Source organism: Ruegeria sp. N10, from assembly GCF_056531545.1.
Genome location: NZ_JBQFLY010000004.1, coordinates 132,462 through 144,742 on the forward strand (window position 1 = coordinate 132,462; position 12,281 = coordinate 144,742).

Here is a 12,281-nt window from a genome sequence, read left to right on the forward strand (position 1 = left end):
CAACGCGGGCCACGCCACCCAGCACAAACCTAACGCACTGGCCCGCATCAAAAAATCTTAGACAAACCGGACCTTCGCTGCTCTCGCGAAAAGCCATTCCCAGTCTTGCTTAGCGGTCATTCGACGACGTCTGCGTGAATTAACTTATTGGTCCGCTTGAGCACGCAAACAGAGAAACCACCATACGGTGTCGGCCTGGCTATGTCATCAGGTTGTTTGATTGCCGAATTCGCGGCTTTGCAACCCGCTTTGCGATTATGGCACAGCTCTGTCGCGGCCTGTCCAAGAGGATTCAATGTATTCAATTAGTGAGTGGCAATCTATTATAGTGTTGTTAAATATGTAAAATTCCTTTGGGCGCAGGAGTCTCAATGGTATTGTGAATATTTATGCTTTCTAAATATACAAATTCTCCTCTCAATCTTCACCGCTATGTTAGCGTTATCGCTTTGGGATTGATGCTTGTTCTTACCGGTTAGCCGGCACCCAGCACAATTTGCGAAGCATTTAGCGTTGCCGACCCAATTGGACCGGCAGCCAAGGAACATACACTGGAGGAAATATGTCCCTTTTGCAGACCATTACCCGTAGAGCCGCCTTGCTGTCTGTCGCCGCTGTCGCACTAACTGCCGGGACAGCGTATGCAGGCGATGTCAAAATTGGCTTTCTGCTGAAAACCATGCAGGAAGAGCGCTACAAGCGCGACCGCGCCGCGTTTACTGCGAAAGCTGAGGCATTGGGCGCCGAAGTTATCTTTGATTCAGCGAACAATGACGAGCTGACGCAGCTCGCGAAGTTTGAGAACATGCTCGCCAAGGGAGCAGATGTCATCGTGTTGCAGCCCGTGAATACCGGCACTGCTGGTAGCATGGTCAGCATGGCAAACAGCGAAGGTGTGCGCGTTGTCGGGTACGACTCGATGCTCGTGGATGGGCCGCTGGATGCGATGGTGATGCAAGACAGCTGGGCCGTGGGCCGCTTGCAAGGCGAAGCCATGGTAGAATGGCTGCAGGAGAAAAACGGAGAGGTGTCCGGCAAGATTGCCCTGATTCAAGGTCAACCGGGCGACTCCAACGCGATTGCCATGAGCAGCGGTGTGTTGGAGATTGTCGAAGCCAACCCGGGGTTGGAACTGGTAACAAATCAGGCGCATGAAGGTTGGTCCTCGGAAAAGGCCATGGCGACTGCTGAGAACACGCTGACCTCGAACAGCAACAGCATCGACGCGTTTATCGCCAACAACAGCGGCATGGCCCGTGGTGTTATCGCGGCACTGGAAGCACAGGGGCTGGCGTCATCAGACAAAGTATTTGTAGCCGGATCCGATGCCGACCTGGCAAACATCCAATACGTGGCGCAAGGCAAGCAGGCTGTAGAAATTTGGAAACAGATCGATCCACTTGCGGAAACCGCGGCAGAAGTTGCAGTGGCGTTGGCTAAAGCGCCGGACACTGCTCCTGCTGATCTGGTTGAGGTGGACAAGGTTATCAACAACGGCTTCACCGATGTGCCAACAATCGTGACCCCGATCACGCTTGTGACACAGGACAACATCGATGACACGATCATCGCTGGCGGCTTCTACTCCAAGGAAGAAGTCTACGGGAACTGATCCTCGGGACCTTTTCCTGAAGGAGGGCGTTTCGCCATCTGGCTCCCTATGCGTGTACTCCCCGCGCGCGGCTTCATGGTGCCCTCCTTCCTTAACCCGTCACGGCGAAACTGCCGGTCAGGGTGAGGAATGTCCGAAATAACTTTCTGAATGTGATGGGAAAAAGCATGTCTGAAGTCGTCCTGAAAATGCAGGGTATCATCAAGGATTTTCCCGGTGTTCGCGCCCTGAACAATGTCAATTTCGAAGCCCGCTCGGGCGAACTCTTGGCGTTGATGGGAGAAAACGGAGCGGGCAAATCCACGCTCATGAAAGTGCTTAGCGGGGTTTGGCCCTATCCAACTTACGAGGGCGATATCTTTTTGCGCGGTGAAAGAGTCCGGTTCGCGAATACGAAAGAGGCCGAGGCAGCAGGCATTGGCATCATCTATCAGGAACTCAACCTGATCCCCGGTTTGTCGGTTGCCGAAAACATCTTTCTGGATCGCCAGTTCACCGATGCCAAGGGCAGGATCAACTGGAACCAGACATTTGCCGAAACTCAGAAACTGCTGACCGAACTGGGTATCAACGACATTCGCCCGACAGATCTGGTGCAAAACATCACTGTGGGCAAGCAGCAGATGGTTGAGATTGCCAAAGCCCTGTCGCTCAAGGCCGAGATACTGGTGCTGGACGAACCGACGTCGGCACTGACCGATAAGGAGGTCAAGGATCTCTTCCGTATCATCCGCAAGCTGAAAGCCGACGGCGTCTGTATGTGCTACATTTCGCACAAAATGGAAGAGATCGAGCAGATCGCCGACCGGATCGCGGTTCTGCGCGATGGCCAGACGATCGGTGAAGTCACTCCGATCGCGGATATCACGCTTGATCAGATAATCGCCAGAATGGTCGGGCGCGACATCAAGGATATGTTCCCCAAGGTCGATTTCATACCGGGTGAGGTGACTTTGGAGGTCAACGATCTGTCCGTCACAAACCCCGACCTGCCTGGCAGCTATCTGGTCAAGAACGCCAGCTTCGTTGCCCGCAAAGGCGAGATATTGGGCATCTCCGGGCTAATGGGCGCTGGCCGGACCGAACTGGTTGGCGGTGTATTCGGTGCTTATCCGGACCAGACCACCGGTGAAGTGAAGCTGAACGGGCAAAAGCTGGACATCAAATCGCCGAAGGACGCCATTGATGCCGGCATCGCGCTGCTGACCGAAGATCGTAAGGCTTTGGGGCTGTTTTTGGACAAATCCATTTCCTTCAACACGACGATTTCCTCGCTTGAGACGATCAGTTCAAAGGTTCTGGGCATTATCAACACCCAGCAGGAGCGCAAAATCGTTAAGGAATATGTCGACCAGTTGGGCGTTAAAACACCGTCGATTGACACGGTCATCGGTACGCTGAGCGGCGGCAACCAGCAGAAAGTCATCCTGGGTAAGTGGCTGAACTCGCGCCCGGATGTGTTCATTCTGGATGAACCCACACGTGGGATCGATATCGGTGCCAAGGTCGAGATTTACAAGCTGCTGAACGAACTGGTCCTACAAGGTGTCACCGTCATCATGATTTCTTCGGAACTGCCTGAGGTCTTGGGCATGTGCGACCGGATTCTGGTGATGTGCGAAGGCGAGATCGTGTCGAACTTTGAACGGGACGACGCGAAGAAAGAAGCAATCATGGCGTATGCCACCGGCAGCGCATAAGGGAGGAAGCAAATGAGTGCTGACAGCAACGTTGCAGGTGTTGGCGTCAATGGCGCCAGAGAAAACCACCTGATAAACTTTATCAAGGACAACGCGACGCTAATTGCGTTGATCGTGCTTGTCGTTGGGCTCAGCTTTGCCGACGACGCGTTTTTCACCGCGAGGAACCTTAGCAACCTATCCCGTCAGGTTACCATCATCGGGATCATTGCCGTAGGCATGACGATGGTCATTCTGATTGCGGGTATTGACCTATCCGTTGGCTCTGTCGTCGGGTTATCAGCGGTCGTCTGTACGCTCATGATGCAATGGGGCGTGCCGACCATATTGGCGGTACCTGCAACCCTTTTGATCGTGGGTGTTGGAATAGGACTGTGGAACGGGTTCTGGATAGCCAAGTTCAACATACCCCCATTCATCATAACCCTTGGAATGCTGACCATCGCACGTGGTCTGGCACTAACCCTGACCAACGGCAGTTCTGTCCCGGTAACGAGTAATGTGTTCCCATTGATAGGTGGAGCTTATATCCCGCCGATGATGTCCAGTATCGTGTTAATCGTGTGTGCTGCGCTTGCTGTTTATTCGATCTTCCGGGATGTTCAGCAAAGCAAGGCGCATGGCGTCGAAGTGAATATGCAGGAACTGTTGGTCAACGGGGCCGTAATGATCGGCGGGTTTGCTTTGGCCTTCCACGTGTTCACCAGCTACAAAGGGATCCCCGTTCCTGTTGCGATCTTTGCAGTCATTGCGTTTGCCGGGATCTATACGCTGAACAGCACCCGCTTTGGTCGCCGGCTCTATGCGCTTGGCGGAAACGAAGATGCGGCTCGCCTGTCTGGCATCAACGTCGTCCGCACCAAGATGATTGTCTATACGGTCATTTCAGTCCTGTCGGCCCTAGCTGGAATTATCCTGGCCTCGCGTCTGAACGGTGCCTCGCCCAATCTTGGAACGATGTTCGAGCTTGACGCGATCGCCGCGGTCGTTATCGGCGGCACTAGCCTGGCAGGCGGCTCTGGCAAGGTGAGTGGAACCATCATCGGTGCCCTACTGATCGGTGTCCTGAACAACGGCATGAGCCTGCTCGGTGTGGTCACGTTCTATCAGCTGATCATCAAGGGTTTGATCATCATTCTCGCCGTCTGGTTCGATGTAATGCAGAAAAAATAAAGCTTCAGGCCTGCCCCCGGTCACATGCACCGGGGGCACCGCCAAAATCCCCGAAAACTTGAATGACAGTTGGGAGGTAAGCGATGGTCCAGTCCATTTTAGCAACCTTACGCACATATGGCCTCAAAGCTTTGGGTTTGGTCGGCCTTCTATCCGCATTGCTGCCAATGATCGCGGCAGCGCAGGACAACGCCAAGATCGGGTTCCTGCTCAAGACCATGCAGGAAGACAGGTACCAAACAGACAAATCCCTGTTCATCGCACGCGCGGAAGCCCAAGGTGTCGATGTGATCTTTGACAGCAGCGGCAATGATCCGTTGCGCCAGTTGCAGCAGGTTGAGGAAATGCTAGAATTGGGGGTGGACGTTCTGGTTCTGCAACCTGTCAACACCGCAACCGCCGGAGCACTGGTTGATCTGGCCCACGAACAGGGCGTCAAAGTGGTCGGATATGACTCGATGCTGCAGGAAGGGCCGCTTGACGTCATGGTCATGCAGGACAGTTGGGCCGTTGGGCAGTTGCAGGCCGAAGCAATGGTCGAGTGGCTGAACGACACCCATGGTGAAGTGGTGGGCCGCGTCGCCCTGATCCGCGGTCAGCCCGGTGATGCCAATGCCGAAGCGCTCAGCAGTGGTGTGTTGAAAGTAATTGCCGATCATCCTGGGCTCGAACTTGTTGCGGATCGTAGCCACGTGGCCTGGTCTCCGGATATGGCCAGAGACACTGCCGAAAACCTTTTGGTCGAATATGACAACGACATCGACGCGTTCATCGCCAATAACAGCGGGCTTGCCTTTGGGGTTCTGGCCGCATTGTCGGATGAGGATCTGGCATCGGCGGATAAGGTCTTTGTTGCTGGTTCAGACGCTGATCTGCGGAATGTCCAGATGGTCGCCAATGATGTGCAAGCGCTGGAAATCTGGAAGCAAATCAAACCTTTGGCCTATGAGGCGGCGGATATTGCCGTGAAAATAGCGCAGTCTCCGGATGCCGAAATCAGCGAACTGATCGGTGAATATACACTGATCGACAATGGTTTCGCGGAGATCCCGACGGTCATCACTCCTGTCTTCGCAGTGTCAAAAGATACGATCGACAGCACGGTGATCGACGGCGGGTTCTATACCAGCGAACAGATCTATCAGAACTGAAGCTGCTATAATCACGTATACGCCCGTCGGCAAAACAGCGAATACAAGCAAGGGACCGAAATGTCTGACAAGATCAATGTCGCAGTCCTTGGCCCAATCCCAAGGGACAATATCACCAGCTATCAGGGTGAGAAATTCAATAAATTTGGCTGCGCGATTTACACGGCGGTCTGTATGTCCTCACTGGCCGGCCCGGGTTCGCGGATCAACGTTGTCAGCCATGTGCGCAGGTCTGACGTCGACAATGTTCGCTCCTTGCTGTCTGAGTTTCCGCATCTGGATGTCAGTCATATCACAGGCGATGCAGATCAGGGCGCGGTGATCGATCTGGTTTACGTCGATCAGAACCATCGCAACGAAAAGCAAACGGGTTTCATGAACCCGATCCTACCCGACGACATCGAAGACCTGATGGATTGCGAGGCTTTCGTTTTCGTTCCGATCACGGATTTCGAGGTTCCGTTGGAAACGATCCGATACATCAAGGCCAACAGCGATGGTCTGGTTGTATTTGATGCGCATGGTCCCACCAGCGGGTGTTCAGCACATGGTAAACGGTATCATAAATTCTGGATCGATAGAGATCGCTGGCTTCCGCATATCGACCTTCTGAAGATGAATTTGGAAGAGGCTCAATGCAGTTGGTTCAAGGGAGAATACGGTTCTGACGAGTTGCAGGACATAAGCGAACTCACGATGGACCAGTTACCCAAGTTCGCCCAACACTGCCTGGATCTGGGCGTCAAGGCGCTCTACGTCACGCTGGATCAACACGGCTGCGCCGTCTACCACAAAGATGCAACCGGTCGGATGCGGGAACATCTGGTCAAGCGGGTGCTTGTCGAGGATGTGGTCGACACCACGGGCTGCGGTGACAGCTTTGCTGGTGGCTTGGCTTTTGGCTACCTCAAGACTGGCGATTTCGTCAAAGCCTGCCAGTTCGGAAACTGTGCAGGAGCGCAGCGCTGCTCGAGCAGCGAGCTGGATGTCTACGGATCACTGGAAGAAACCGAACGTCAGATTGCCGAAACCTACGGCGACTGAATTATCCGAAATATCACCCGAATGGAGCCCTGACATGCAGACAATGCTGAGCAGTAGCGACTGGCTGATCGAAGAAACCCAATTCAATCTGGATGAAGCGAACTTTAGGGAGACCATTTTTACGGTCGGCAACGGCTATCAGGGCACACGCGGGTCGCTGGAAGAGGGTCACAAAGGAGAGCTGTCTGGCACCTATCTGGCCGGTGTTTACGATCACCATGACTCGACGGTGATCGATCAGGTCAATGTGCCTACCTGGCTGCCGTTTCGGGTCCGTGTCGAAGGTGAAATTCTGGATGTCCAAACGTGTAAAGTGGTCGAGCACAAGCGCGTGTTGGATCTGCAGACCGGATTTCTCCACCGAGATACGGTGTTTGAAGATAGCAAAGGCCGTCGCACTCGCATCACCAGCATCCGCTTTGCCAGTTTTGCCGATCAGCACATCTGTGGCATTCGCCTGATCGTCACTCCCGAAAATCACTCGTCCGAGATCACTGTCGAAAGCGCCCTTGATGCCCAACGGTACAATCTGGACCGCCTGCCAGCTTATCAGGGAAATCCGGTCTTCCACCCCGAGGTAAAATGGGAAAAATGGGCCAAAAGCCGACACCTGAAGGTCACTCAGTCACATGCAAGCAGCTATGCGTCCTATATCGAAGCTCTAACTCTGGACACTGGCATTTCGATTGGCATGGCGTCTGCCTTGGATTGTCCTTCCTTCAGCGAGTTCAAAGGCGCAAACCGTGATTATGAGCGGGTTTCGCAAACCGTTTCTGTCGAGGCGCTCAACGGGCAAAGCCTGACCTTCGAAAAGCTTGTGTCGATTTATACATCGCGAGATCTGAACGGCGCGGAATTGGCGGCCAAGTGCGAAGCCTCCCTTGAGACCGCGCATGCCAAAGGGTTCTCCGCATGTCTAAGCGAAAGTGCCGCAGCCTGGCGCAAAAAATGGGATTCCTGTGATTGTGTGGTGACCGGTGATCCTGAAGCAACGCGGGCGATGCGCTTCAACATATATCATTTGCTTATTGCAGCTAACGAAAACGACCCGCGCGCGAATATCGGCGCCAAATCCATGTCTGGGGAAGGATACAAAGGTCACGTTTTCTGGGATACCGAGATATTCCTGCTGCCATTCTACATTTTCACGCAGCCGGAGACGGCCAAAGCCCTTCTGAAATACCGTTACAACACGTTGAACGGCGCACTTGAGAACGCCCGAATGAATGGGCTTAAGGGCGCGCAGTACGCATGGGAATCTGCCGATACCGGAGTGGAGACAACGCCAAAATGGACAGCAGACGGTGCGAACCGTATCTGGACCGGAGAAGAAGAGATTCACGTCACCGCATGCGTGGCATATGGCATCCTCAGTTATGTTGCGGCGACCGGAGACAGAGATTTCCTTCGCGATTTCGGTGCCGAGGTTTTGTATCAAACCAGCCGGTTCTGGATCAGTCGGCTGGAATGGAACAATGACAAGGACCGGTACGAGCTGACAAACGTTATCGGGCCGGACGAGTTCCACGAACATGTCGACAACAACACGTTCACCAACCGAATGGCGAAATGGCACCTGGAGCAATCGGTGCGTGTTTTCAAAGAGTTCAGCAAGGCTTCGTCAGCGGTTCATGACGAATTGCGGATTCGGTTAGACTTAACAGAAAAGGAAGTGGATAATTGGTTGGAAACGGCCGAAAAAATCTATGTTCCCTTTGACCCGTCCCGCAATCTGATTGAGCAATTTGAAGGGTATTTCCAGCTCAATGACATTCCCATCACCGAATGGGACAAAAACCGTATGCCGGTCTACCCCGAGGGGCATGATCACTTTTCACTGAATGGTTCAATGCTGCTTAAACAACCGGATGTGATCATGTTGAACTATCTCTTACCTGATGAGTTCTCGGATGAGGTCAAAGCGGCAAACTACGCGTTTTACGAGAAACGTACGATGCACAAGTCTTCACTTAGCCCTGCCATTCATTCGATCATGGGGATTGAAGTCGGCGACATCTCTTCGGCGCATCGCTATTTCGAACGCTCTGCCTTTGTTGATCTGGTCAACAATCAGGGTAACACGCAAGACGGTATGCATATCGCTTCGGCCGGTGGTACCTGGCAGTCGCTTGTTTGTGGATTTGGCGGGTTCCGGGTCAAGCACGGCGAGATGACGTTCAAACCCTGGCTGCCCGAGGCATGGTCCGGAATCCGGTTTAACCTGAAATGGAAAGGGAATGACGTCATGGTCGCGATTTCCCACGACGAGTGCCTGTTTAAGTTCATCGCTCCGCCTGGCACAAAAGAAACGATCGAGGTAATGGGTCATCCTGTTACCTTGATTGCAGGAGAGGAAGTGGTCTTTGCGCCGCAGCCAGCGTGACAACCAAGTTTATTCTCGCAGGAATGGTCAAGGTGTGCCGAGGTGCTATCGTCAGTCTGCAAGAGCCTCGGCAACGCGCATGTGCAGTTGTTCCGCCGCCGCGTGATCGATGAGCAATTCGTTAACAAGCCCCCGGGTGATCAGTTCAAATACCGTATCACCTCGTTCCTTCTGAATCGCGACGACCACAACACCACTTTGGTCAGGATCGTCAAATGCTCGGTCCGCGATGGCCTTGACATGCTCTGTTTTGATCCCGGTCCACAACCCGTTCAGTTCGTCAATCAGGTCCATCTTGGCCTGTGATATTTCCGTCCTTGGGATCAAAATGCCGCCAAGGTCTCCGACGACCAATTGCCGGAGATCATCAGCCCTTAAACCGCCTGCCTGAACCAACTCTTCAAAACTGCCCAGAACCGGAGTGCTTGAAGACCCAACGCTGGAAATCAGCATATCCATTTTGCCAATCAACGCGTCAGGCCCCGAAAACACGCGGTGAAATCCTGGGGTGTCAGAGATGTACTGCCAAATGGAACGGCGCATGGTTTCATCGTAGTGACGGGGTATGTATGCCGGGAAACCAGTGAGCTGAGGGCTATCCTCCGGCTGATCGTTAAATAGCTCATCAAGAGTTCCGGCAAGCCGACTGGCAGAGTATCCATGCTGAGCCAGCGACATCAATTCTGCGCAAACCGCTGCAAACTCCGTCTTTTTCGTTTTATCTATGGGTTGCCTTGAGGCGGCAATTCCTTCTGCCAGCGATTTAATCGTTCGCCCCCACGCAACACCTACGACGTTCGATTTCTCGATCAGTTTCATCAATCGCCCGGATGCCGTTCGCCCAAATCTGGCCCGTCGCTGTGACAGCGCAGCCTCGGTGTTCCCCGGGCCGCTTTCAAACACCCCAAGCCGAGGCGGTCTGAGGTTGTTCCTGTTGCAATATCGTTTCAGATCAGAATTAAGTCCAGAAGGTGCCAGCAATTCGTCCATCTGGGCAATCCACTCGTCTGAGAATTGTTCTTTGACGAAGCGTTGTTCGATGACCAAGTAGTTTTGGCGTTCAGCGTGTTTGAGTAACCGCGATACATGCGGTTGAGACAGGCCACCAAGAATTGCTCCTATCTCTACCTGTGACATGTTGTGCGTTGCGCGCATATAGGCAGCGCACTGGGCGCGTTCTTCAAATGGAAGTTTTTTAACGTCGATCATTTGTTCAATATTGTTCGTTAGCAGGATCCTGACAGCGTGAATAATTATGCCAGATAATCATTCACATGCCAGCCGATTGAAGAAAATTCCTTACATGCTACGTGTTTCTTGCACAGGCTCGAACCAGGAGATTCAGCATGCCGATCAAAGGACTGATCTTTGACCTCGATGGTGTTTTGGTCGACACCGTACCGGCGCATTTTGCTGCTTGGAAACGCATGTTCGAAGAATACGGGTATGAGTTTGGAATGGCGGAATACCGGAGGCTTGTCGATGGGCGCCCTCGTTATGATGGGGCGCGAGCGGTCATGACCCGACATTCGGAGAATGAAGTCAGAACCGCCGCAGACAAAAAAAATGACTATTATGTTGAAATGATCGAGCGAGGCGAGTTCCAGGTCTTCGATGCTGCTGTGCACCTAGTTAGACAATGCCAGTCAGAGGGCTACGGGTTGGCGGCCGCTTCCAGCAGCGCCAATGTCCGAGCCGTTCTGGAAAAAGCCGGTTTGTTGGATTCCTTTCCGGTTGTTATCGGGGGCGACGATGTCGAAAAAGGGAAACCCAACCCTGATATATTCCTCACCGCCGCCAGCGGGATGGGGCTGAAAGTGGATGAATGTGTCGTGATCGAGGATTCCTCCTCCGGGGTCGAAGCGGCAAAGAATGGTGGTTTCTACTGCGTAGGTCTTCTTCATGAAGATCACGAGGGTGAACTAACGGCGGCGGACTGCGTCGTTTCTTCGCTGGCCGAGATCGATATTGAACAGATAGATGGATCTAGGTCTGAGCGGTCGGTTTGAGTACTGTGTAGCGATATAGAATTGGATTTCTTGGGGGCAGATAGCAAACTACACCCAAGATTCAGTAACGTGTACTCAACCTCTCGTAACTTCGGTGTCCGAACTGGACTATTGGCCGCTTCAGCCAAGCTCAGATGCGGCCTTGAAACTGCTGGGACTGTTTGCGCGCGTGTAAGGCGTTTGGCTGAAGGCCCGGAAAATCCGCGAACTGTTCGACTGGCCTTCCCCCTGTCTCGCGCTGGCAGCGAGCTGCAGGTTTGACGAACCGCAACGCAGCATCGAAGTTGTCCAATGGACGGCAGCTCCGGGCCGTCCTCAATATCGCTAACGTTGGGTTTCAATGGTTGTCCGGCAATTACGTCTGCGCAGCATCCGGCACTCTGGGCTCGAACCGAACCACTGCCGCGGTGCGACCGTAGGTCTGGTCTGAATTGGCGAACGGCAAGAGCCGCCCGCCATGGTGGTTCAAATGTCGATTTGCTCGGCGATACTCAGCGCATCTTCAAGTTCGACGCCAAGGTATCTGACAGTGCTGTCCACCTTGGTATGTCCGAGCAGGAGTTGAACCGCCCGGAGATTCCCGGTTTTGCGGTAGATTTCCGCTGCTTTGGTCCGGCGCAGCGAATGGGTGCCGTATCCGCTGGGCTCCAGCCCAATCGCGGCCACCCAATCCCTCACAAGCCGACCATATTGGCGTGTCGAGATATGCGGGCGGTCATGAAACCTGCTGGGAAACATGAACCGGCAACCGAGCATCTCTGGCGACTTGATCCATGCGGCAATGGTATTCCGCGTGTTTTCAGAGAGTTCAAACTGAACGGGCCGCTTGGTTTTGCTCTGGATCACGGACACGCGTTCGCGAACGCGATCATCCCTCACCAGGTCGGTGACGGCCAGTTTCACCAGATCGCATCCCCGAAGCTTGCTATCAATTGCAACATTGAACAGCGCAAGATCGCGCAGGTTGCCCGCCAGTTCGAGCCGGGCGCGGATTGCCCAGACCTGTTTCGGCAACAGTGGTCGTTTCTGGCCGATAATCCGGCCCTTGTTCCAGGCTCTTCGTTTCGGGGTGACAGCGGGAAGTTGGACTCTTGGCATTGTGCGCCCTCCAATCCTCCCGCCAATCCCAGACATCAGCACAGCGCTGACGCCTCAGTTTACTGGTGGTTTGAATGGCCGTTGTCAGCTTGCGTGTTCTTTGGGAAACGC

At 53.7% G+C, this 12,281-nt stretch carries 9 protein-coding genes; 7 read left to right on the forward strand and 2 right to left on the reverse strand.

Translation table 11 applies throughout. The features are described from left to right. The first annotated feature begins 562 nt into the window (after positions 1-562). The 6 genes from ACR0JI_RS08025 (at position 563) to ACR0JI_RS08050 (ending at position 9,063) form a co-directional block, all read left to right on the forward strand. Positions 563-1,612 carry a sugar ABC transporter substrate-binding protein gene (locus ACR0JI_RS08025; RefSeq protein ID WP_480493451.1) on the forward strand — a complete coding sequence of 350 codons (1,050 nt, stop codon included), beginning with the start codon at positions 563-565 and terminating at the stop codon, positions 1,610-1,612. Between the two features lie 167 nt (positions 1,613-1,779). Next, positions 1,780-3,312, forward strand: a complete 1,533-nt coding sequence (locus ACR0JI_RS08030; RefSeq protein WP_480493449.1) for a sugar ABC transporter ATP-binding protein — start codon at positions 1,780-1,782, stop codon at positions 3,310-3,312. Between the two features lie 12 nt (positions 3,313-3,324). After that, positions 3,325-4,485 carry a sugar ABC transporter permease gene (locus ACR0JI_RS08035; protein WP_480493448.1) on the forward strand — a complete coding sequence of 387 codons (1,161 nt, stop codon included), beginning with the start codon at positions 3,325-3,327 and terminating at the stop codon, positions 4,483-4,485. A gap of 83 nt (positions 4,486-4,568) precedes the next feature. After that, positions 4,569-5,636 (forward strand): substrate-binding domain-containing protein, encoded by a 1,068-nt coding sequence (locus ACR0JI_RS08040; protein ID WP_480476160.1) that lies wholly within the window; start codon positions 4,569-4,571, stop codon positions 5,634-5,636. Between the two features lie 60 nt (positions 5,637-5,696). Further along, on the forward strand, positions 5,697-6,680 hold the full coding sequence (locus ACR0JI_RS08045; RefSeq protein ID WP_480476162.1) for a carbohydrate kinase family protein: 984 nt from the start codon (positions 5,697-5,699) through the stop codon (positions 6,678-6,680). 34 nt (positions 6,681-6,714) lie between these two features. Continuing rightward, positions 6,715-9,063, forward strand: coding sequence for a glycoside hydrolase family 65 protein (locus ACR0JI_RS08050; RefSeq protein ID WP_480476164.1), 2,349 nt, complete (start codon positions 6,715-6,717; stop codon positions 9,061-9,063). Between the two features lie 51 nt (positions 9,064-9,114). Here the strand turns inward: ACR0JI_RS08050 and ACR0JI_RS08055 are convergent, their stop codons facing one another. Continuing rightward, positions 9,115-10,272, reverse strand: a complete 1,158-nt coding sequence (locus ACR0JI_RS08055; protein WP_480493447.1) for a sugar-binding transcriptional regulator — start codon at positions 10,270-10,272, stop codon at positions 9,115-9,117. A gap of 137 nt (positions 10,273-10,409) precedes the next feature. Here ACR0JI_RS08055 and ACR0JI_RS08060 point away from each other — a divergent pair, with 137 nt between their 5' ends. Next, a complete protein-coding gene (locus ACR0JI_RS08060; protein ID WP_480493445.1) occupies positions 10,410-11,072 on the forward strand; it encodes an HAD family hydrolase in 663 nt (220 codons plus the stop codon). 465 nt (positions 11,073-11,537) lie between these two features. Here the strand turns inward: ACR0JI_RS08060 and ACR0JI_RS08065 are convergent, their stop codons facing one another. Then, complete coding sequence (locus ACR0JI_RS08065) at positions 11,538-12,170, reverse strand: tyrosine-type recombinase/integrase (RefSeq protein ID WP_480476170.1); 633 nt, start codon at positions 12,168-12,170, stop codon at positions 11,538-11,540. Positions 12,171-12,281: the final 111 nt, after the last annotated feature.

Bases quoted from the DNA above. Each gene is read 5' to 3' on its own strand.
- ACR0JI_RS08035 (WP_480493448.1), top strand. From the start codon at position 3,325: ATGAGTGCTGACAGCAACGTTGCAGGTGTTGGCGTCAATGGCGCCAGA.
- ACR0JI_RS08055 (WP_480493447.1), bottom strand. From the start codon at position 10,272: ATGATCGACGTTAAAAAACTTCCATTTGAAGAACGCGCCCAGTGCGCT.
- ACR0JI_RS08045 (WP_480476162.1), top strand. From the start codon at position 5,697: ATGTCTGACAAGATCAATGTCGCAGTCCTTGGCCCAATCCCAAGGGAC.
- ACR0JI_RS08030 (WP_480493449.1), top strand. From the start codon at position 1,780: ATGTCTGAAGTCGTCCTGAAAATGCAGGGTATCATCAAGGATTTTCCC.
- ACR0JI_RS08040 (WP_480476160.1), top strand. From the start codon at position 4,569: ATGGTCCAGTCCATTTTAGCAACCTTACGCACATATGGCCTCAAAGCT.
- ACR0JI_RS08050 (WP_480476164.1), top strand. From the start codon at position 6,715: ATGCAGACAATGCTGAGCAGTAGCGACTGGCTGATCGAAGAAACCCAA.
- ACR0JI_RS08065 (WP_480476170.1), bottom strand. From the start codon at position 12,170: ATGCCAAGAGTCCAACTTCCCGCTGTCACCCCGAAACGAAGAGCCTGG.
- ACR0JI_RS08025 (WP_480493451.1), top strand. From the start codon at position 563: ATGTCCCTTTTGCAGACCATTACCCGTAGAGCCGCCTTGCTGTCTGTC.
- ACR0JI_RS08060 (WP_480493445.1), top strand. From the start codon at position 10,410: ATGCCGATCAAAGGACTGATCTTTGACCTCGATGGTGTTTTGGTCGAC.